Origin of the sequence: Serratia sp. 506_PEND, assembly GCF_001076875.1 — a bacterium.
Lineage (GTDB): Bacteria > Pseudomonadota > Gammaproteobacteria > Enterobacterales > Enterobacteriaceae > Serratia > Serratia marcescens.
Genome location: NZ_JVEL01000533.1, coordinates 11742 through 32338 on the forward strand (window position 1 = coordinate 11742; position 20597 = coordinate 32338).

The 20597-nt window shown below is 61.4% G+C and carries 17 protein-coding genes; 12 read left to right on the plus strand and 5 right to left on the minus strand.

Annotated features, from left to right (window positions below):
• Nucleotides 1–90: 90 nt before the first annotated feature.
• From abgT to ADK28_RS22750, 6 genes are all read left to right on the plus strand, one after another.
• The gene (gene abgT, locus ADK28_RS22725; protein WP_028127596.1) at nt 91–1617 is read left to right on the plus strand and encodes a p-aminobenzoyl-glutamate transporter; all 1527 of its coding nucleotides are present in this window, start codon (nt 91–93) and stop codon (nt 1615–1617) included.
• Between the two features lie 178 nt (nt 1618–1795).
• Nucleotides 1796–2722 carry an aminoimidazole riboside kinase gene (locus ADK28_RS22730; protein WP_048796753.1) on the plus strand — a complete coding sequence of 309 codons (927 nt, stop codon included), beginning with the start codon at nt 1796–1798 and terminating at the stop codon, nt 2720–2722.
• Between the two features lie 194 nt (nt 2723–2916).
• Nucleotides 2917–4326, plus strand: a complete 1410-nt coding sequence (locus ADK28_RS22735) for a carbohydrate porin (protein WP_048796761.1) — start codon at nt 2917–2919, stop codon at nt 4324–4326.
• 63 nt (nt 4327–4389) lie between these two features.
• Nucleotides 4390–5760 (plus strand): sucrose-specific PTS transporter subunit IIBC, encoded by a 1371-nt coding sequence (locus ADK28_RS22740; protein ID WP_033639379.1) that lies wholly within the window; start codon nt 4390–4392, stop codon nt 5758–5760.
• A complete protein-coding gene (locus tag ADK28_RS22745; protein ID WP_048796754.1) occupies nt 5760–7169 on the plus strand; it encodes a sucrose-6-phosphate hydrolase in 1410 nt (469 codons plus the stop codon). The genes ADK28_RS22740 and ADK28_RS22745 overlap by 1 nt, the downstream gene beginning before the upstream one ends.
• A gap of 21 nt (nt 7170–7190) precedes the next feature.
• Nucleotides 7191–8234, plus strand: coding sequence for a LacI family DNA-binding transcriptional regulator (locus tag ADK28_RS22750; protein ID WP_016930122.1), 1044 nt, complete (start codon nt 7191–7193; stop codon nt 8232–8234).
• Nucleotides 8235–8289: 55 nt separating this feature from the next.
• Here the strand turns inward: ADK28_RS22750 and exbD are convergent, their stop codons facing one another.
• Both exbD and exbB read right to left on the minus strand, forming a co-directional pair.
• On the minus strand, nt 8290–8712 hold the full coding sequence (exbD, locus tag ADK28_RS22755; protein ID WP_004937307.1) for a TonB system transport protein ExbD: 423 nt from the start codon (nt 8710–8712) through the stop codon (nt 8290–8292).
• A gap of 3 nt (nt 8713–8715) precedes the next feature.
• Nucleotides 8716–9717 (minus strand): tol-pal system-associated acyl-CoA thioesterase, encoded by a 1002-nt coding sequence (gene exbB / locus ADK28_RS22760; protein WP_075202129.1) that lies wholly within the window; start codon nt 9715–9717, stop codon nt 8716–8718.
• A gap of 431 nt (nt 9718–10148) precedes the next feature.
• Between exbB and metC the strand changes: the two genes are divergently transcribed.
• Both metC and ADK28_RS22770 read left to right on the plus strand, forming a co-directional pair.
• Nucleotides 10149–11345 carry a cystathionine beta-lyase gene (gene metC / locus ADK28_RS22765; RefSeq protein ID WP_048796755.1) on the plus strand — a complete coding sequence of 399 codons (1197 nt, stop codon included), beginning with the start codon at nt 10149–10151 and terminating at the stop codon, nt 11343–11345.
• A 145-nt stretch (nt 11346–11490) separates the two neighbouring features.
• Nucleotides 11491–12153 (plus strand): DedA family protein, encoded by a 663-nt coding sequence (locus ADK28_RS22770; protein WP_004937300.1) that lies wholly within the window; start codon nt 11491–11493, stop codon nt 12151–12153.
• A gap of 10 nt (nt 12154–12163) precedes the next feature.
• Here the strand turns inward: ADK28_RS22770 and ADK28_RS22775 are convergent, their stop codons facing one another.
• Complete coding sequence (locus tag ADK28_RS22775; protein ID WP_033639377.1) at nt 12164–13084, minus strand: LysR family transcriptional regulator; 921 nt, start codon at nt 13082–13084, stop codon at nt 12164–12166.
• A 107-nt stretch (nt 13085–13191) separates the two neighbouring features.
• Here ADK28_RS22775 and ADK28_RS22780 point away from each other — a divergent pair, with 107 nt between their 5' ends.
• Complete coding sequence (locus tag ADK28_RS22780) at nt 13192–14220, plus strand: zinc-dependent alcohol dehydrogenase family protein (RefSeq protein ID WP_048796756.1); 1029 nt, start codon at nt 13192–13194, stop codon at nt 14218–14220.
• A gap of 7 nt (nt 14221–14227) precedes the next feature.
• On the opposite strand, the gene ADK28_RS22785 is transcribed toward ADK28_RS22780, so the two are convergent.
• Nucleotides 14228–15115: an AraC family transcriptional regulator gene (locus tag ADK28_RS22785; protein ID WP_156866316.1), complete on the minus strand. Its 888-nt coding sequence runs from the start codon at nt 15113–15115 to the stop codon at nt 14228–14230.
• 226 nt (nt 15116–15341) lie between these two features.
• On the opposite strand from ADK28_RS22785, the gene yqhD reads away from it, so the two are divergent.
• The 3 genes from yqhD (at nt 15342) to ADK28_RS22800 (ending at nt 18363) form a co-directional block, all read left to right on the plus strand.
• Nucleotides 15342–16505, plus strand: coding sequence for an alcohol dehydrogenase (gene yqhD / locus ADK28_RS22790; RefSeq protein WP_016930127.1), 1164 nt, complete (start codon nt 15342–15344; stop codon nt 16503–16505).
• A 285-nt stretch (nt 16506–16790) separates the two neighbouring features.
• A complete protein-coding gene (dkgA, locus tag ADK28_RS22795) occupies nt 16791–17615 on the plus strand; it encodes a 2,5-didehydrogluconate reductase DkgA (protein ID WP_004937289.1) in 825 nt (274 codons plus the stop codon).
• Between the two features lie 142 nt (nt 17616–17757).
• Nucleotides 17758–18363, plus strand: a complete 606-nt coding sequence (locus tag ADK28_RS22800; RefSeq protein WP_016930129.1) for a transglycosylase SLT domain-containing protein — start codon at nt 17758–17760, stop codon at nt 18361–18363.
• 63 nt (nt 18364–18426) lie between these two features.
• Here ADK28_RS22800 and ADK28_RS22805 read toward each other — a convergent pair whose 3' ends face one another.
• Nucleotides 18427–20595 (minus strand): YgiQ family radical SAM protein, encoded by a 2169-nt coding sequence (locus tag ADK28_RS22805; protein WP_048796757.1) that lies wholly within the window; start codon nt 20593–20595, stop codon nt 18427–18429.
• Nucleotides 20596–20597: the final 2 nt, after the last annotated feature.

Sequence of the window (20597 nt, forward strand, 5' to 3'; positions counted from 1 at the left end):
CAGGGCCCGGACAACCGGGCCACCAAGCATAATTATAAATAAATCAAATAATAACAATCACACAACAGAGCAAACACAGAGGGTAAAATCATGAGTGAGGCCACAACGCCAATCAATAAAAGCCCCGGACGCGTTTTTTACTGGGTGGAACGCATCGGCAATAAGATCCCCAATCCGTTTTTATTGTTCGTCTATTTGATCCTGGTGCTTATGCTGGCCACCGCGCTGTTTTCCTGGCTCGATGTGGCGGTGAAAAATCCGGCCACCGGCGAGCTCATCAAGGTGAATAACCTGATGAGCGTGGCGGGCATGCAGTGGATATTTCCCAATATCATCCATAATTTCAGCAGCTTTGCGCCACTGGGGGCTATTTTGGCGCTGGTCATAGGCGCCGGCCTGGCGGAAAAGGTCGGCCTGCTGCAGGCGCTGATGTATAAAATGGCCTCGCGCGTCAGCGCCCGCTACGCCAGCTATATGGTGCTGTTTATCGCCTTCTTCAGTCATATATCGTCGGACGCCGCGCTGGTGGTGATGCCGCCGCTCGGCGCGCTGATGTTTGTAGCGGTGGGTCGTCACCCGATAGCCGGACTGCTGGCGGCGATCGCCGGCGTCGCCTCCGGTTTTACCGCCAATCTGTTGATCGTCACCACCGACGTATTGCTTTCCGGCATCAGCACCGAAGCCACCAAAGCGGTGGATGGCGCGGTTCACGTCAGCGTGATAGACAACTGGTACTTTATGGCCACCTCCGTGATCGTGCTGACCATCGCCGGCGCGCTGCTCACCGACAAGTTTATCGAGCCCCGTCTGCCGAAGTGGCAAGGCGGCGCCGAAGACAAAATCGCAGCGCTGACCCCGCTGCAGAACCGGGGGCTGATGATGAGCGGCATCGCCGCGCTGGTGTTTATCGCCATCATCGCCGCTCTGGTGGTGCCGGAGGCCGCGCCGCTGCGTGACCCGAACACCGGTTCGGTGATCCCTTCCCCGTTCATCAAGGGTATTGTGCCGATCATCATCCTGTTCTTCTTCACCGTCGCCATTACCTATGGCGTAGTCACCAAACAGATCCGGCGGCCGGACGATATTCCCCACCACTTGCTCGATCCGATGAAAAGCATGGCGGGTTTTATCGTGATGGTGTTTCCGCTGTCGCAGTTCGTGGCGTTCTTTAACTGGAGCAACATGGGCAAGTTTATGGCCGTCGGTCTGACCGATATGCTGGAAGCCGCCGGCATGAGCGGCGCACCGGCATTTCTCGGCCTGATGTTCCTCTCCGCCTTCCTGTGCATGTTCATCGCCAGCGGCTCGGCGATCTGGTCAATTTTGGCGCCGATCTTCGTGCCGATGTTTATGCTGCTCGGTTTCCACCCGGCGTTCGCCCAGATGATCTTTCGCATCGCCGACTCTGCGGTGCTGCCGCTGGCGCCGATGTCGCCGTTCCTGCCGCTGTTCCTCGGCTTCCTGCAGCGCTACCGCAAAGACGCGCAGCTCGGCACCTATTACGTGTTGATCCTGCCCTATCCCGTGGTGTTCTTCAGCGTGTGGATTTTGCTGCTGCTGGTCTGGTATGCGCTAGGCTTGCCAATCGGTCCCGGCGTCTATCCGAAGCTGGGCTAAACGCCCCGCTATCTCGCCCCGCGCTGGTTCGCGGGGCAGATCCCCTCTTCCCCAAGCCCAGCAGAAAGATTGATCTTCCTCACTGACCAAGCGGCTCTGAGGATTATTTCATTGCCTTGCTAAACCGGTTCTTCTATTTTAGCTCACCATCTGACAACGACAAAAACAGGGATTAAGCATGATGAATCGCGTATGGGTACTGGGCGACGCCGTGATCGACCTGGTGCCGGAAAATGCCAACGGTTATCTCAAATGCCCCGGCGGCGCGCCGGCGAACGTGGCGGTGGGTATCGCCCGCTTGGGCGGCGACAGCGCCTTTATCGGCCGGGTGGGGCAAGACAGCTTCGGCGCCTTTCTGCAGCAGGTGCTGAGCGATGAAGGGGTGGATATTGACCATATGCTTTCGGATCCCGAACACCACACCTCCACGGTGGTGGTGGATCTCGATCAGCACGGTGAGCGCTCATTCACGTTTATGGTGCAGCCCAGCGCCGATCTGTTTTTGCAGCCCGACGATCTGCCGGCTTTCCAACGGGGCGAATGGCTGCACCTCTGCTCCATCGCGCTGTCGCAGGAGCCCAGCCGCAGCACGGCCTTTACGGCGATGGAACGCATGCGGGCAGTCGGCGGCCGGGTCAGTTTCGATCCCAACATCCGCGAAGAGGTCTGGCGTCAGCCGGAAGCGCTGCGCCCCTGCCTGCAAAAGGCGCTGCTGCTGGCGGATGTGGTGAAACTGTCGCGCGAAGAGCTGGCTTTCATCAGCCACCTTGACGATGTGGAGAACGGCATCCGCTGGATGATGCAAACCTATCCGCTGCGCCTGCTGCTGGTGACGCTGGGCGGCGACGGCGTCTGCGTACACGATGGGCATCGCCTGCGCCATTTCCGCGCGCCGTCGGTCGTGCCGGTCGATACCACCGGCGCCGGCGACGCGTTTGTCGCCGGGCTGTTAGCGGCGCTGGCGCGCCTTCACGCATTGCCGCAGGACGCGCAATGGCCGGCGGTTATCGCCCAGGCTCAGGCCTGCGGCGCGCTGGCCACCACCGCCAAGGGCGCCATGACCGCCCTGCCTCACGCCGAAGAGCTGGCCGCTTTTCTGCGTTGATCCCCTGCATCCACGGCGATCCCCTGGGCGCCGTGGTCTTTTAACCCGCGATTTGCGCGCTCGATCACAATAGCTGAATCGGGTTAGCAAACTTGATTGCCAGTCCGCTCCTCGATCGTTATCTTTCGCCATGAAAAACCGGTTTAGCAATTTAGCAAAAAATAATAACAACCCTTCCCGGATGATAGACGATGATGAAAAAACTCAGCTATTTGGCGATAACAACAGGGCTTTTCCTCTCCACGTCTGCCGCTGCAGCCTCCGGCGGCGGCGGCATCGAGGCGCGCCTCAACGCGCTTGAACAACGCCTGGCGCAGGCGGAACAGCGCGCCGCTCAGGCTGAAACTCGCGCCACCGCGGCGGAACGCCGGGCGCAACAGCTGGAACAGCGCACCGCCAGCACCGAAAGGCAAACCGCGCAGGTCGTGCAGCGCGCCGCCGCGCTTGAAACGCAATCCTCTCCGACCAGCGCGCTGAAACTGAACGGTTTCAACGATCTGAAACTGTACGGCGACGTGGAGTTCAATCTGGACGGCGCCAGCCGCAGCGGCCAGCTGACGTCGCTGAAAGGCAGCGACCACAAGGACTGGAAACCCGGCAACAAAGAGCGCTGGGACATCAATGGCCGCATTCTGGTCGGGCTGGACGGCTACCGCCGCAATCCGGACGGCAACTTCTCCGGCTTCAGCGTCCAGCCGCTGGCGGACATGAGCGGCAAAATGAACCTGGACGACGCCGCTTTCTTCTTCGGCAATGAAAATAACTGGCAAACCAAAATCGGCCGCTTCGAAGCCTACGACATGTTCCCGCTGAATCAGGACACCTTCATTCAATACTCCGGCAATACCGCCAACGACCTGTACGCCGACGGCTTCGGCTATATCTACATGATGAAAGAAGGCCGCGGCCGCAGCAGCAGCGGCGGCAACCTGATGCTGAGCAAATACGCCGGGGATGTCTATTTCGAACTGAACACGCTGGTGGAAGACGGCACCTCGCTGTTCCAGGACAACAGCTACCACGGCAATGCGCTGGAAAATAAGAAAAACGTCGCCTATTTGCGCCCGGTGATCGCCTGGAAGAAAGACGCCTTCAGCATCGCGGCGGCGATGGAAAGCAACGTGGTGAATAACGCTTACGGCTATCAGGACAGCCAGGGCCGCTTCGTCGACCAATCCAAGCGCAACGGCTACGGCATGACGATGAGTTGGAACAACAGCGCCGCCAATCCGGATAACGGCGTGGTGGCCAACCTGAGCACCGCCTATCTGGATGCCTCAGGCGAGCAAGACTTCACCGCCGGCGTCAACGTGCTGTGGCGACGCTTCGAACTGGGTTATATCTATGCCCATAACAATATCAAAGAGTTCAATACCGCCGGGATCGCCGCCGATATCCACAACCCGCTCAGCGAACCGGGCAACTACGACATCCACACCGTTCACGCGTCGTATCAGATACCTAACATTATGAATATGAAGAATTTCAACCTGTATTTAGGCGCCTATGTGTCGCTGCTGGAAGCCAACGCCGACAACAAGATCGCCAACGGCGACAACGACCAGCGTTACGGCATGCGCGCCAGATTCAAGTATTTCTTCTGACATCGATTCACGGCGCTGCGCCGCAAACTGCGCGGCGGCATTTTTATTTAGCAAGGGGACAACATGGACATTACCGCAACCGCCAACGCGCTGTTGCCGCTGCTCGGCGGTAAAGAGAACATCGCCAGCGCCGCCCACTGCGCCACGCGCCTGCGCCTGGTGCTGGTGGACGACAGCAAGGTGGACAAAGAGGCCATCGGCAAACTGGACGGCGTTAAAGGCTGCTTCAGCAACGCCGGTCAGATCCAGGTGATCTTCGGCACCGGACTGGTCAACAAGGTGCATGCGGAATTCATCAAGGCGGCGGGCGTCAGCGAATCCAGCAAGGCCGAAGCCGCCGATATCGCGGCGAAAAAGCTCAACCCGCTGCAGCGCATCGCGCGCCTGCTGTCGAACATCTTCGTGCCAATCATCCCGGCGATCGTCGCTTCCGGCCTGTTGATGGGGCTGCTCGGCATGGTGAAAACCTACGGCTGGGCCGATGCCAACAGCGCACTGTTCATCATGCTGGATATGTTCAGCTCGGCGGCGTTCATTATCCTGCCGATTCTGATCGGTTTCACCGCCGCACGCGAATTCGGCGGCAATCCCTATCTGGGCGCCACGCTCGGCGGCATTTTGACGCATCCGGCGTTGACCAATGCCTGGGGCGTCGCCGGCGGGTTCCACACCATGAATTTCTTCGGTCTGGACATCGCCATGATCGGCTACCAGGGCACGGTATTTCCGGTGCTGCTGACGGTGTGGTTCATGAGCCTGTTGGAAAAACGTCTGCGTAAGGTGATCCCCAACGCGCTCGATCTGATCCTGACGCCGTTCCTGACGGTGGTGATCTCAGGCTTTGTCGCCCTGCTGTTTATCGGCCCCGCCGGCCGTGCGCTGGGCGACGGCATCTCCTTCGTGCTCAGCACGCTGATCGCTCATGCGGGGTGGTTCGCCGGGCTGCTGTTCGGCGGCCTCTATTCCGCTATCGTCATTACCGGCATCCACCACAGTTTCCACGCGGTAGAGGCCGGGCTGCTCGGCAACCCCACTATCGGCGTCAACTTCCTGCTGCCGATTTGGTCGATGGCCAACATCGCTCAGGGCGGCGCCTGCCTGGCGGTCTATTTCAAAACCCGCGACGCCAAAATCAAAGCCATTGCGGTGCCTTCGGCCTTTTCCGCCATGCTCGGCATCACCGAGGCGGCGCTGTTCGGCATCAATCTGCGCTTCGTGAAACCGTTTCTGGCGGCGCTGGCGGGCGGCGCGCTCGGCGGGGCCTGGGTGGTGGCCAACCATGTCGGCATGAACGCGGTCGGGCTGACGGCGATCCCCGGCATGGCGATCGTGCAGGCCAGTTCTCTGGTCAGCTATATCATCGGTCTGGCGATCGCGTTTGGCAGCGCCTTTGTCCTCTCCCTGCTGCTGAAATACAAAACGGACGCGCAATGATGGAAGAACTCAGCTTAATCAAACAGGCAATGCGGGCGGTCATGAACGGCCAGCCGCTCGCGCTGCGCGATCCGCACCGACCGGCCTGGCATCTGGCGCCCAGCGTTGGCCTGCTGAACGATCCCAACGGCTTTATCCAGCACAACGGCGTTTATCATCTGTTTTATCAGTGGAATCCGCTGGGTTGCGATCATCGCAACAAATGCTGGGGACACTGGCAGTCGGCCGATTTGCTGCGTTGGGAGCACCAGCCAATCGCCCTGGCGCCCAGCGCCTGTTACGACAGCCACGGCTGTTACTCCGGCTCGGCGGTGGCGGCGGAAGGCAAAATCACGCTGATCTACACCGGCAACGTGAAATTCCCAGACGGCTCACGCACCGCTTACCAATGCCTGGCTCAGGAAAGCGAACGGGGTGAATACCGCAAGCTCGGGCCGGTGCTGCCGCTGCCGGAGGGCTACAGCGGTCACGTACGCGATCCGAAAGTGTGGCGTCATCAAAATGACTGGTACATGGTGCTCGGCGCGCGTGACCTGCAGGATCGCGGTAAGGTGCTGCTGTTTCGCTCCAGCAATCTGCGTGACTGGCAATCGCTGGGCGAGATCGCCGGTTCCGGTCTGAACGGCTTAGAGGAATTCGGCTACATGTGGGAGTGCCCGGATCTGTTCACGCTGGACGGCGCCGATGTGTTGATCTGCTGCCCGCAGGGGCTGGCGCCGCAGCCGGAACGCTATCTCAACCGTTATCAGGCCGGCTATCTGCTCGGCAAGCTGGATTACCGGCAGGCGGCCTTCAGCCACGGCGAATTCCGCGAGCTGGACGCCGGCTTCGAGTTCTACGCGCCGCAGACGACGCTGGCGGAAGATGGCCGCCGCCTGCTGTTCGGCTGGATGGGCGTGCCCGAGCAAGATGAAGAAGCCCATCCGACGCGCCGTTACGGCTGGATCCACACCATGACCTGCCCGCGCGAGCTGTCGCTGCGGCATGGCCGCCTCCACCAGCGCCCGGCGCGCGAGCTGCAACAGCTGCGCGGTGAGCGAGCAGGCTGGCAAGGCCGCGCCGATGACGCCCCCACCTATGCGCTGGGGGCCGCAGAGTTGCAGATGACGCCGCAAGGCGCGTTCAGCGCAACCTTTGGCGACGCGATGACGCTGAACTGGGACGGCGAAAGGCTGCAGCTGACGCGCGCTTCCCTGACCGACGGCCGGCCGGAGCACCGTTACTGGCGCGGCTCGGTCACGCATCTGCAACTGCTGTTCGATCGTTCCAGCGTGGAAATTTTCATCAACCGCGGCGAGGCGGTGATGAGCGCGCGCTACTTCCCGGCTGGTGAGCCGCAACTGCGGCTGTGCGGGAGCGCGCCGCTGGCGTTGGAATACTGGCCGCTGACGCCATGCATGCTAGAATGACGCATCCTCCGATGACTTCAGATGGCGTCAGTGAAAAAAAATAAACGCATTACCATCAGTGACATCGCCACGCTGGCCGGGGTGTCGAAATCGACCGCCAGCCTGGTGCTGAACGGCCGCAGCAAGGAATATCGGGTGTCCGACGACACCCGCGATCGCGTTCTGGCGCTGGCGCACGAACACCATTATCAGCCCAGCATCCACGCCCGCTCTTTGCGCTCCAACCGCAGCCACACGCTGGGGCTGGTGGTGCCGGAGATGACCAACTACGGCTTTGCGGTGATTTCACGCGAGCTGGAAACGCTGTGCCGCGAAGCCGGTCTGCAGCTGCTGATCGCCTGCACCGATGAAAACCCGGCGCAGGAGATGATGGCGGTGAACAGTCTGGTGCAGCGGCAGGTGGATGGCTTGATCGTCGCCTCCAGCCAGTTGAACGACGCGGAATACCAGAAGATCAACGCCGGGCTGCCGGTGGTGCAGATGGACCGTCTGATCGCCGGCTCCGAACTGCCGCTGGTGATCACCGATTCGGTCAATTCGACTGCCGACCTGGTGGAAAAGGTCGCGCGCCAACATCCGGATGAGATCTATTTTCTCGGCGGGCAGCCGCGCATTTCGCCGACCCGCGATCGCCTCGCCGGCTTCCAGCTTGGCCTGGAGCGCGCCGGCATCACATGCAAACCGGAATGGATCATCAACGGCAACTATCACCCCAGCTCAGGTTACGAGATGTTTGCCCAGCTGTGCGCACAGCTGGGGCGTCCGCCTAAAGCGCTGTTTACCGCCGCCTGCGGCCTGCTGGAAGGCGTATTGCGTTATCTGACTCAGCATCAGCTGATGGAGAGCGACATTCACCTGTGCAGCTTCGACGATCACTACCTGTTCGACTGCATGACGCTGAAGATAGACACGGTCGCGCAAGACTGCCTGGCACTGGCGCAACATAGCTTCGACCAAGTCACCGCGCTTATCGACGAACGGCCGCTGGAACAGAGCGCGCTTTATCTGCCGGGCCGTATCCACTGGCGTCATGCCGGTTCCCGGGCTTTGTTAGCCGGGGAGTGATATCTCAGAATCAATAAAAAAGGGCGCCTGAGCGCCCTTTATCGTTTTGCTGCCGCTACTTGGCGGCGCCCTCCATGCCCACCAGCCCCACTTTCAGGTAGCCGGCTTTACGCAGGGTGTCCATCACGCTCATCAGCGTTTCATAGTCCACGCTCTTGTCCGCCTGGAAGAAGATGGTGGTTTCTTTGTTAGCCTGGGTACGTTGATCCAGCACCGAAGTCAGCTGATCGGCATTCACCGGCTGATCGCCGACGTAGAGCTGCTTGTCGGCCTTCACCGACAGGAACACCGGTTTTTCCGGCCGCGGCTGCGGCTTGGCGGAAGAAGCCGGCAGATCGACGCGGATATCTACCGTTGCCAGCGGCGCGGCCACCATAAAGATGATCAACAGCACCAACATGACGTCGATAAACGGCGTCACGTTGATTTCATGCAGTTCGCCGCTGTCGTCCAGATCTTCATTTAAGCGCATCGCCATGACTCACCCCGCCCGCAGTTGGTGCGCGTGCTGTGAGCGCTTGGCTTCCGCCGTCGCGGCCAGATCCAGATCGCGGCCCTGCAGCAGCATGACCTGCGCCGCCACGTCGCCCACCTGCGCACGGTGGCCGCTGATGACGCGGGCGAAGATGTTGTAGATAACGACGGCAGGGATCGCCGCCACCAGGCCCAGCGCGGTCGCCAGCAGCGCTTCCGCGATGCCCGGCGCCACAACCGCCAGGTTGGTGGTCTGCGAATGGGCGATGCCGATGAAGCTGTTCATGATGCCCCACACGGTGCCGAACAGGCCGACGAACGGCGAGATGGCGCCGATGGTGGCGAGGAAGCCGTTGCCGCGGCCCATGTTGCGGCTGTAGGCCGCCACGCGGCGCTCGAGGCGGAAGCCGGTGCGCTCTTTGATGCCGTTGTTGTCGTTGGATTCCGCAGACAGCTCCAGCTCGTTTTGCGCATCGTTCAGCAATACCGCGCTGACGCTCTCCGGGGCGAAGTTTTGCGCCAGCTCGGAGGCTTCATCCAGCGAGCGCGCTTCGGCCAGCGCCAACTGCTCGCGGCGCAGACGGCGCTTGGCGCGCAGCAGTTCGCTGCCTTTGGAGAACAGAATGGTCCAGGTCACGATCGAGGCCAGCACCAGGCCGATCATTACCGCTTTCACCACCGCGTCGGCGTGCTGGTACATGCCCCAAACGGACAGGTCCATGCCCCAAACGGACAGGTCCATGCCGCGGGTTTCCGGTGGCTGGATCGTTGGCGCCGGGTTCACCGGCGTGATGCTCTCCGGCGCGGCGGCTGCCGCAGGTGCAGGCGCGGTGGTCGGCGCAACGCTTTCGGCAACGGCCGGATTGCTCGCCGGCGCGGCCTGCGCGCTGCCGGCCAGCCCCACGACCAGCACCATAGAAGCCATCAGGCTGCGGCCGAAGACCTTGCCCCACTGCGCCCGGCCCTGGCCGAACGATCCTTGATTTAAATTCTTGCCAGCCGTTTTCACGCTGTGCCTCCACCCATTACCGATCAAAATTAAGGAATAATTCAGCGTGCGATCATATCAAACCAACCGGGGATTGATAGTAGTTCTCATTATTATTTACCAAATAAACGAGAAAATTTTAGCCAGCCCCGCCACAAAGCGCCAATCTGCGTCCGTTCACCGCCAACAGCCCCTTTTATAGGGTTATTTCGTTACTTTTCTCCCACAACGACGCAACAACGCCGCGCTGCCGAACGGCGTCTTGACCGATGAATGGGCTTCTCTCTCGCACCACGGCAGAAGGATGAGGCGAGAAATGCGCGCTCGACAGACAATTATAGCCGTTTCTATATCTGGAAGTTAAAACGTCTGGATGGCTATATTAACTCATGTTAACGTAAGGGCTATCGCAAACGGGCACGTGCAGAGCAACCAGAGGTGAGCCAGGTACCATGACGTCAAAACATATCGAAACCACGCTGATCGGCGCCGGCCGCAGCCAGCGTTACACCCAGGGCTCCGTCAATCCCGTCACGCAACGCGCCTCTTCTTTGGTCTTCGACTCCGTCGCTGCCAAAAAACACGCCACCGCGCAACGCGCCCACGGCGAGCTGTTTTACGGCCGACGCGGCACCCTGACCCACTTCGCCCTGCAGGATGCAATGGTGGAGCTGGAGGGCGGCGCCGGCTGCGTGCTGTACCCCTGCGGCGCGGCGGCGGTGGCCAATGCGATTCTGTCGTTCGTCGGCGCCGGCGATCACCTGCTGGTCACTGGTTCGGCGTACGAACCGACCCAGGATTTCTGCACCCATATCCTCGGCCGCATGAACGTCAGCACCACCTATTTCGATCCGCTGATCGGCGCCGATATCGCCACGTTGATCCAACCCAACACCCGCGTGGTGTTCCTGGAATCCCCCGGCTCCATCACCCTGGAAGTGCAGGACATTCCGGCGATGGTGCAGGCCATTCGCGCCGTGGCGCCGGAGGTGGTGATCATGATCGACAATACCTGGGCGGCGGGCGTGCTGTTCAAGGCGTTGGATTTCGACATCGATATCTCCATTCAGGCCGGCACCAAATACCTGATCGGCCATTCCGATTACATGCTCGGCACCGCCGTCGCCAACGCGCGCTGTTGGGAGCAACTGCGCGAGTACTCCTATCTGATGGGGCAGATGGTGGATGCCGACACCGCCTACATGGCGAGCCGCGGCCTGCGTACCCTGAACGTGCGCCTGAAGCAGCACGAACGCAGCAGCATTGAGGTCGCCAACTGGCTGGCCGAACGGCCGGAGGTGGCGACGGTCAATCACCCGGCCCTGCCCAGTTGCAAAGGCCACGAGTTCTATCGCCGCGACTTCAGCGGCTGCAACGGGCTGTTCTCCTTCGTGCTGAAAGAGCGGCTGGATGAGGCGCAGTTGGCCGCCTACCTGGACAACTTCAGCCACTTCAGCATGGCCTACTCCTGGGGCGGCTTCGAGTCGCTGATCCTGGCCAACCAGCCGGAAGAACTGGAAGCGATCCGCCCGGCGGGCGGCGTCGATTTTTCCGGCACGCTGGTGCGGTTGCATATCGGTCTGGAGAACGTCGAAGACCTGATCGCCGATCTGGCGGCCGGCTTCGATCGCCTCAACGGCGTGCGCTAAGGCGGATTCCGATAATTTTCTTCGTCTCGTTTAATGTCGGCTTAAGCTATTAGCGGTACACTAACCGGGTAACTGTCAGATACGGTAACCGCCGCATCCTGGAGAACGTGACCCCGGGCGCAACCGGCATGCAACAGGACATAAAATGGATGTATTACGAGAGATTATTCATGCGCTTTGGCAGCAGGACTTCATCGCCCTCGCCGATCCAAGCGTAATTTGGGTGGTTTACGCCGTACTTTTCACCACTCTGTTTTTGGAAAACGGACTGCTGCCCGCCTCCTTCCTTCCCGGTGACAGCCTGCTGCTGCTGTCGGGCGCGCTGATCGCCAAAGGCGTGATGGGCTTTGCCCCCACTCTGCTGATACTGACCGCCGCCGCCGGGCTCGGCTGCTGGCTGAGCTATATCCAGGGCCGCTGGCTGGGCCACACCGGCCTGGTGAAGAGCTGGCTGCTGCAACTGCCGGCACAGTACCACCAGCGCGCGCACAACCTGTTCAACCGCCACGGGCTGACGGCGCTGCTGATCGGCCGCTTCCTCGGTTTCGTACGCACCCTGCTGCCGACCATGGCCGGCATTTCCGGGCTCAACAGCTCGCGCTTCCAGGTGTTCAACTGGCTGAGCGCGGCGATCTGGGTCTGCGCGCTGGTCGGCCTCGGCTACGCGTTCAGCCAAATCCCTCTGGTGAAACGCTATGAAAGCCAGGTGATGACCGGCCTGATGCTGCTGCCGCTGCTGCTGCTGTTCGTCGGCCTGCTGGGCGCCATGCTGGTGATCTGGCGTAAAAAACGCGCCGCCTCTTCCTGAACCGGGCGCGCTACAGCGCCTTCTCGACCAACGCCAGACTGGCAGGCAGTTTGTTCACCAGCGTATCCACCGCCAGCCGCACCTTCAGCGGCAGGTGGGGCGTGTGCGGCCACACCGCATGCGCTTCAAAGGCGGCGCCCGGCCGATCGCGCAGCAAGCGCACCAGCGCCCCGCTCAACAACTGCTCACGCACCAGCCAGCACGGCAGCCAGGCAATGCCGAAACCCGCCGTCGCCGCATCCGCAATCGCCTGCAGGTCGTCCATTTGCAGCCGGTTATTCGGCATCACGTCCTGCGGCTTGCCGTCGCTATCCAATACCAACCAGCTGCGCCGCGCGCCGGCGCGCATATAGGTCACCGCCTCATGCTGCGCCAGTTGCTCGATGCTGTGCGGTTCGCCGCACCGCTGCAGATAGGCCGGCGAGGCGCACAGCGCCATGCGGTGATCGCCGATGCGGCGCGCCACCAAGCCGCTGCTGTTGGCCAGCGTACCGTTGCGAATCGCCATATCGAAGCCGTCCTCAATCAGGTCCACCACCCGATCGCTGAACGACAGCTCCAGCTCCAACCCAGGATGCTCGCGCGTCAGTTCGGTCAGCAGCGGCGCAATGCACATGCGGCCAAACAGCACCGGCATCGACACCCGCAGCCGGCCGCTGACCTGTCGTTTCCCCGACTCCAGCAGCGTTTCCGCGCCACGGATCTCCTCCAGCGCCCGCAGGCAGCGCTCATAAAACAGCGCACCGTCGTCGGTCAGGCTCTGGCTGCGCGTGGTGCGATGAAACAGCCGCACCCCCAGCCGCTGTTCCAGCCGGGCGATGGTTTTGCCGACCGCCGAACGCGAAAGATGCAGCCGACTGGCCGCCAACGCAAAACTGCCCGCCTCCACGGCGGTAACGAATACCGAAATGCCGCTCAACCGATCGCTCATGATTTGTCGCCCTGAAAGAAACAATCTGCGGAAATCTTATCGCCACTGGCGAACCTTCATCAACGATATTATCGACAGGTCGTTAATCGCAGACTTTGGAGAACATCATGACCGACACGATGCAACGCTGGACGATGGACGCCCTGGGGCGTGAACACCTGCAGCTGACCACCGACGCGATCCCGCAGCCGGGGCCGCGCGAGATCAGAGTGAAAGTGAAGGCTATCTCACTCAATTACCGTGACAAACTGATGATAGAAAGCGGCATGGGGCTCACGCTGCCGCAGCCGTTCACGCCCGCCTCGGACATGGCTGGCGAGGTCGATGCCATCGGCCCCGGCGTCAGCCGCTTTCAGCCCGGCGCGCGCGTCATTTCCACCTTCAGCCCCGGTTGGCTCGACGGCGAGCAAAAACCCTACGGCGATGCGCGCCGGGTGCCTTATCACACCCTCGGCGGTTTTTATCAGGGCGTGCTGGCGGAATACGTGATAGTGCATGAAGATTGGCTGGTGGCAGCGCCGGCGTCGCTGGACGATGTTCAGGCCAGCACCTTGCCGTGCGCCGGGCTGACCGCCTGGTTCGCACTGGTGGAGCAAGGCAGGCTGCGCGCCGGCGACTCGGTATTGGTGCAAGGCACCGGCGGCGTGGCGCTGTTCGCGCTGCAGATCGCCAAAGCGCACGGCGCCGAGGTGTACGTCACTTCCGGCAGCGACGAAAAATTGGCGCGCGCCAAGGCGCTGGGCGCCGACCGCGGCATCAATCGCCTGCATGGCGACTGGGTGGAGAAGGTCTATCAGCTGACCCAGGATCGCGGCATCGACCATGTGGTGGATACCGTGGGCGGCACCAACCTCGGCAACTCGGTGCGCGCCGTGGCGGTGGGAGGACGCATCTCGGTAATAGGCATCCTGGAAGGCAACGAAATTTCCGCCCCCGCCGGCCCGCTGCTATTAAAATCCGCAGTGATTCAGGGCATCGGCGTCGGCCACCGCCGCGCGCTGGAAGACCTGGTGCGCGCCGTGGACGCCGTCAACCTGCAGCCGGTGATCGACCAGGTATACCGCTTCGATCAGCTGCCGCAGGCGCTGGATCACCTCGATCGCGGGCCATTCGGCAAGATCGTCTTAACCCCATAAATGCGGCTCAGCCCTCCAGCAACAGCGGGTTGGCCTCGCGCAGCCGGGCGACTTCATCGCTCGGCGTCATGCCGAACAGCCGTTTGAACTCGCGGCTGAACTGCGACGCGCTTTCGTAGCCGACGCGGATCGCCGCCGTGCTGGCCTTCAGACCGTCATGAACCATCAACAGGCGCGCCTTATGCAGCCGGTACGACTTCACGTACTGCAGCGGCGAGGTGTTGGTCACCGCCTTGAAGTTGTGGTGGAACGCCGAGACGCTCATGTTGACCTCGCTGGCCAACTGCTCGACGTTGATGCTGTCGGCATACTGATGTTCGATACGCCGCAGCGCCTTGGCGATCTGGCTGAAGTGGGTATGCCGATTGACCAACTCCTGCAGCGACGCGCCGCAGGCGCCGCGCAGCACATAATAGAGAATCTCCCGTACGATCTGCGGCCCAAGCACCCGGGCGTCGAGCGGATTGGCCATCACGTCGAGCAGACGCTCGGTGGCGCACAGCAACTCTTCCGTCATTTCCGCCAGGTTCACCCCGTTGCTCTCCGCGCGCGGTTGCATCAGGTAGTCGTCATCGCCGATGTCGATCAGCAAGTCCTGCAGCATTTGGGTATCGATATTGACCGCCAACCCAACCAGCGGCAGTTCCGGGCTGGCGAAGGTTTCGCATTCAAACGGCAGCGGCACCGTCATCAGCAGGTAGTTGCGCGGATCGTATTGGAACTTCTTATTGCCGCAATAGCCGACCTTGTGCCCCTGAAAAACAATGACGATCCCCGGTTCATACATCACCGGCTGACGCGGGCTGTGGCGATCGACATACAAAATCTTCACCCGCGGCACCGGCGACGGCGTGTAGCCGTTGCCGCTGGCGATAGCCATCGCCTGGCGCGCCATGCGGCTGCGCAGCGCATCGATTTCAATCACGGAAACACCCTCTTACAGTCAGAACGATTCGGCATAAATCATAATTTAAAACTCGCCATTTCTACAGCCAGTTGTAGAAATAGGCAAGAACCAAACAGGAATGTGCATTGTGCGTTGCCGCCCGGTTCCTGACAATACGGGCCAGATACTTTTGCGCCACTTTGGCGCCCGCCTGACAGAAAGAGAGAAATCAACCATGCACAACTTCATTCTGCATACCCCAACCAAAATCCTGTTCGGCAAGGACCAAATTGCCGACGTGGCCGGCCAAATCCCGGCGGACGCGCGCATCCTGATCACCTACGGTGGCGGCAGCGTAAAGAAAAACGGCGTGCTGGATCAGGTGCATAGCGCGCTGGCCGGCCGCGACGTGCGGGAGTTCTCCGGCATCGAGCCTAACCCGACCTACGAAACGCTGATGAAAGCGGTCGAGGTGGTGAAAGCGGAAAACATCGATTTCCTGCTGGCGGTCGGCGGCGGTTCGGTGGTTGACGGCACCAAGTTCATCGCCGCCGCCGCCCGTTATACGGCCAGCAACGACGCCTGGCACATTCTGCAGACCGTCGGCAGCCACATCGCCGACGCGGTGCCGATGGGCTGCGTGCTGACGCTGCCGGCCACCGGCTCCGAGTCCAACAGCGGCGCGGTGATCACCCGCAAAAGCAGCGGCGACAAGCAGCACTTCTTCTCTCCGCTGGTGCAGCCGCGCTTCGCCGTACTGGATCCGGTGGTGACCTACTCGCTGCCGCCCCGCCAGATCGCCAACGGCGTGGTCGACGCCTTCGTGCACACCCTGGAGCAGTATCTGACCTACCCGGTCGACGCCAAGGTGCAGGATCGCTTCGCCGAAGGCCTGCTGTTGACCCTGCTGGAAGACGGCCCGCGCGCTCTGGCCGAGCCGGAGAACTATGCGGTGCGCGCCAACGTGATGTGGAGCGCCACCATGGCGCTGAACGGCCTGATCGGCGCCGGCGTGCCGCAGGACTGGGCGACCCACATGCTGGGCCACGAGCTGACCGCCATGCACGATCTCGACCACGCGCAAACGCTGGCCATCGTGCTGCCGGCGCTGCTGCACGAGAAGAAAGCGCAGAAGCGCGAAAAACTGCTGCAGTACGCTGAACGCGTCTGGGGCCTGCGCGAAGGCAGCGAAGACAGCCGGATCGACGGCGCCATCGCCGCCACCCGCGCCTTCTTCGAACAGATGGGCGTGCCGACCCGCATGGCGGATTATCAGCTCGACGGCAGCAGCATTCCGGCGCTGCTCGACAAGCTCCATCAGCACGGCATGACCGCCCTGGGCGAGCATCAGGACATCACCCTGGACGTCAGCCGCCGCATTTATGAAGCGGCGCGTTAATCGCAAAACGGCGATTTTTTGCTAGGCTTTAGTCTCCGCCAGCCATTTTTCGCCGCATCCTGCGCCCGGCCGATCACCGGGCGCAGTCGGGCGCTTCAGCGCCGCCGATCGTTTCGCACCACTCGTCTTACCGCTCATTCGCAGGGAGAGCGGGGAGAAAATGGCCCTCCCGCCACCGCTGAAATTAGGCTGGCAAACCCGGCAACCGCCCATTTTGCCAACTAGAATTTATCTATAGCCGTTTCGGCGCCGCAGGCGCCGCAATCCGTACACAAGGAGATGCGCATGACAACGCAACAACCCATCATCAAACTCCACGATGGTAATCTGATGCCGCAGTTGGGTCTCGGCGTTTGGCAGGCGAGTATTGAAGAGACCACCCGCGCGGTGAGCAAAGCGCTGGAGATCGGTTACCGCTCCATCGACACCGCCGCGATTTACAAGAACGAGGAAGGCGTCGGCGCCGCGCTGCAGTCCAGCTCGCTGCCGCGCAGCGACCTGTTCATCACCACCAAGCTGTGGAACGACGATCAGGGCGATCCGCTGGCGGCGCTGGAAACCAGTCTGGAAAAGCTCAAGCTGGACTATGTGGATCTGTATCTGATCCACTGGCCGCGCCCGCAGCAGGATCAATACGTCTCCGCCTGGCGCGAGCTGATCAAGCTGCGCGAACAAGGCCTGGTGAAAAGCATCGGCGTATGCAACTTCCATACGCCGCACCTGCAGCGTCTGTTGGATGAAACCAACGTGGCGCCGGTCGTCAACCAGATCGAGCTGCACCCGCTGCTGCAACAGCGCCAGCTGCGCGCCTGGAACGCCACGCACCATATCGCCACCGAATCCTGGAGCCCGCTGGCGCAAGGCGGTGAAGGCGTGTTCGACCAGCCGCTAATCAAGGCGCTGGCCGAAAAATACGAGAAAACCCCGGCGCAGATTGTGGTGCGCTGGCACCTGGACAGCGGTCTTATCGTCATCCCGAAATCGGTCACGCCGTCGCGGATTCGCGAAAACTTCGAGGTGTTTGATTTCAAACTCGATAAAGATGAACTGGGCGAGATCGCCAAGCTGGATGTCGGCAACCGCCTCGGGCCGGATCCGGATACCCTGTAATCTCCCCCCAAGCCCTCTCCGGCCGGAGGGGGCTTTTCCTTCCCGCACATTGCTCCTTTGCGCCGCCTGACGTTATGATGACGACGCCGGAGGCTCCGCCCGCCGGTTAACGCCGTTAAAAAACAGACAAGCACGGAGCACCATGAAATTCTCTTTCTCACACGGGTCACGGCTGGGCATGCTTTGCGTCATGCTGGTGCTGGCGGGTTGCGCCGGCAAGAAACAGCGCGTCAGCTACGATCGCCACGCCTTCGATAGCGCCATCAAAGACGCCGCCAGCGAATACGGCGTAGACGCCAAGCTGATCACCGCCATGATCCAGGTGGAGTCCGGTTTCAACCCCGCCGCAGTGAGCAGATCCAATGCGATCGGCCTGATGCAGCTGAAAGCCGATACCGCCGGCTGCGACGCCTATCGCTACAAAGGCAAACGCGGTTGCCCGGACGATGACGATCTGCGGGATCCCGACACCAATATCGATCTCGGCGCCGCCTATCTGGCCACCTTGCAAAAACAACAGCTTAAAGGGATAGCCAATCCCGTCACGCTGCGCTACGCCACCATCATCGCCTACGTCAACGGCACCGGAGCACTGCTGCGCACCTTCTCCAGCAACCGTCAGCAGGCCATCGCGATGATTAACAACCTGTCGCCGGAGGCCTTTAACTGGCACGTGCGCAAATACCATCCCGCGCCGCAGGCGCCGCGCCATTTGATGAAAGTGGAAGCCGCGTACGAGCAGCTGTGACGCTCAACAGTGAAAAGGAGAACCCGGGGGTTCTCCTTTTTGTTTACGCATGCGGTGCGGCCGTTACGGCTTGGCTTTGCGAATCGGTTTGCGCGGCGGCCGGTTGGACGGCGTGCGCTGCCGATTGATATCGGTATGTTTGGTCAGCGCCGGCCGGGTATGGCGCTGCAGCCGTTTCGCTTCGCGCTGTTCGTCGATGCTCGGCGCCGGCACCAGACAATCGCGGCGGCTGCCGATCAGGTGCTTCAGGCCCATCTCTTCCAGCGCGGCGCGGATCAGCGCCCAGTTGGCCGGATCGTGGTAACGCAGCAGCGCCTTGTGCAGGCGGCGCTGGCGATCGCCGCGCGGCACCACCACGTCTTCGCTCTTGTACCCCACCTTGCTCAGCGGGTTTTTGCCGCTGTAATACATGGTGGTGGAGTTGGCCATCGGCGAAGGATAGAAGTTCTGCACCTGATCGAGGCGGAAACGGTTCTTCTTCAGCCACAGCGCCAGGTTCACCATGTCTTCATCGCGGGTGCCCGGGTGCGACGAGATAAAGTATGGGATCAGGTACTGCTCTTTGCCCGCCAGCTTCGAATAGTGATCAAACAGCTGCTTGAAGCGATCGTAACTGCCCATGCCCGGTTTCATCATCTTCGACAACGGTCCTTCTTCGGTGTGCTCCGGCGCGATCTTCAGGTAGCCGCCGACGTGGTGGGTCGCCAGTTCCTTGATATAGCGCGGATCTTCCACCGCCAGATCGTAACGTACCCCGGAAGCGATCAGGATCTTCTTGATGCCCTCCAGAGAACGCGCGCGGCGGTAAAGCTTGATGGTCGGCTCGTGGTTGGTATCCATGTAAGTGCAGATCTCCGGATACACGCACGAGGCGCGGCGGCAGGTCTGCTCAGCGCGCGGGTTGGTGCAGCGCAGCATATACATGTTGGCGGTCGGGCCGCCCAGATCGGAGATCACACCGGTAAAGCCCGGCACCTTGTCACGGATCTCTTCGATTTCGCGAACGATCGAATCTTCCGAACGGCTCTGGATGATGCGCCCTTCATGCTCGGTGATCGAACAGAACGAACAGCCGCCGTAGCAGCCGCGCATGATGTTCACCGAGAAACGGATCATGTCATAGGCCGGAATGCGATCCTGACCGTAGGACGGGTGCGGTACGCGTTGATAAGGCAGAGCGAAGACGCTGTCCATCTCCGGCGTGGTCAGCGGGATCGCCGGCGGGTTGATCCACACGTAGCGATCGCCGTGTTTTTGCATCAGCGCGCGGGCGCAGCCTGGGTTGGTTTCATGGTGCAAAATGCGCGAGGTGTGCGCATACAGCACCTTGTCGCCCTTCACTTTCTCGAAGGACGGCAGCAGCACGTAGGTCTTCTCCCACGGCTTCGGTTTGGCGGCGCGCACGGTGACAGGCTTGGCTTCCGGCTCTTTCGGCTTGGTGCCGTCGGCGCACGGCAGATCCTCGCCGTACGGGTTCGGAATAGGTTCGATGCGGCCCGGCTTGTCGAGGCGGGTGGAATCCACGCCGCTCCAGCCCGGCAGCGCTTCTTTGCGCATCACCGCGGTATTGCGAATATCGTGGATATCGCCGATCTTCTCACCGGCGGCCAGACGGTGCGCCACTTCCACCAACGGACGCTCGCCGTTGCCGTAGATCAGCATGTCGGCTTTGGAGTCCACCAGCACCGAGCGGCGCACGGTATCCGACCAGTAATCGTAGTGGGCGATGCGGCGCAGGCTGGCTTCGATGCCGCCCAACACGATCGGCACGTCTTTATAGGCTTCTTTGCAGCGCTGGCTGTAGACCAGGGTGGCGCGATCCGGCCGCTTGCCGCCGACGTTGCCGGCGGTATAGGCATCGTCGTGGCGCAGTTTGCGATCGGCGGTGTAGCGGTTGATCATCGAGTCCATGTTGCCGGCGGTGATGCCGAAGAACAGGTTCGGTTTCCCCAGCCGCATGAAGTCTTCTTTATTGCTCCAGTCCGGCTGCGCGATGATGCCGACGCGAAAGCCCTGCGCTTCCAGCATGCGGCCGATGATCGCCATGCCAAAGCTTGGGTGATCGACGTAGGCGTCGCCGCTGATGATGATCACGTCGCAGCTGTCCCAGCCCAGTTGATCCATCTCTGCCCGCGACATCGGTAAAAACGGCGCGGTGCCAAAACATTCGGCCCAATAAGGCTTATAGGAAAACAGTTCACGATCGGGTTGGATCAGGCTGGTGGTGCTCATTC

What these genes read in the sequence shown, in the direction of transcription:
- abgT (WP_028127596.1), top strand. Translation starts at nt 91, where the DNA reads ATGAGTGAGGCCACAACGCCAATCAATAAAAGCCCCGGACGCGTTTTT.
- ADK28_RS22730 (WP_048796753.1), top strand. Translation starts at nt 1,796, where the DNA reads ATGATGAATCGCGTATGGGTACTGGGCGACGCCGTGATCGACCTGGTG.
- ADK28_RS22735 (WP_048796761.1), top strand. Translation starts at nt 2,917, where the DNA reads ATGAAAAAACTCAGCTATTTGGCGATAACAACAGGGCTTTTCCTCTCC.
- ADK28_RS22740 (WP_033639379.1), top strand. Translation starts at nt 4,390, where the DNA reads ATGGACATTACCGCAACCGCCAACGCGCTGTTGCCGCTGCTCGGCGGT.
- ADK28_RS22745 (WP_048796754.1), top strand. Translation starts at nt 5,760, where the DNA reads ATGGAAGAACTCAGCTTAATCAAACAGGCAATGCGGGCGGTCATGAAC.
- ADK28_RS22750 (WP_016930122.1), top strand. Translation starts at nt 7,191, where the DNA reads ATGGCGTCAGTGAAAAAAAATAAACGCATTACCATCAGTGACATCGCC.
- exbD (WP_004937307.1), bottom strand. Translation starts at nt 8,712, where the DNA reads ATGGCGATGCGCTTAAATGAAGATCTGGACGACAGCGGCGAACTGCAT.
- metC (WP_048796755.1), top strand. Translation starts at nt 10,149, where the DNA reads ATGACGTCAAAACATATCGAAACCACGCTGATCGGCGCCGGCCGCAGC.
- ADK28_RS22770 (WP_004937300.1), top strand. Translation starts at nt 11,491, where the DNA reads ATGGATGTATTACGAGAGATTATTCATGCGCTTTGGCAGCAGGACTTC.
- ADK28_RS22775 (WP_033639377.1), bottom strand. Translation starts at nt 13,084, where the DNA reads ATGAGCGATCGGTTGAGCGGCATTTCGGTATTCGTTACCGCCGTGGAG.
- ADK28_RS22780 (WP_048796756.1), top strand. Translation starts at nt 13,192, where the DNA reads ATGACCGACACGATGCAACGCTGGACGATGGACGCCCTGGGGCGTGAA.
- ADK28_RS22785 (WP_156866316.1), bottom strand. Translation starts at nt 15,115, where the DNA reads ATGGCGCGCCAGGCGATGGCTATCGCCAGCGGCAACGGCTACACGCCG.
- yqhD (WP_016930127.1), top strand. Translation starts at nt 15,342, where the DNA reads ATGCACAACTTCATTCTGCATACCCCAACCAAAATCCTGTTCGGCAAG.
- dkgA (WP_004937289.1), top strand. Translation starts at nt 16,791, where the DNA reads ATGACAACGCAACAACCCATCATCAAACTCCACGATGGTAATCTGATG.
- ADK28_RS22800 (WP_016930129.1), top strand. Translation starts at nt 17,758, where the DNA reads ATGAAATTCTCTTTCTCACACGGGTCACGGCTGGGCATGCTTTGCGTC.
- ADK28_RS22805 (WP_048796757.1), bottom strand. Translation starts at nt 20,595, where the DNA reads ATGAGCACCACCAGCCTGATCCAACCCGATCGTGAACTGTTTTCCTAT.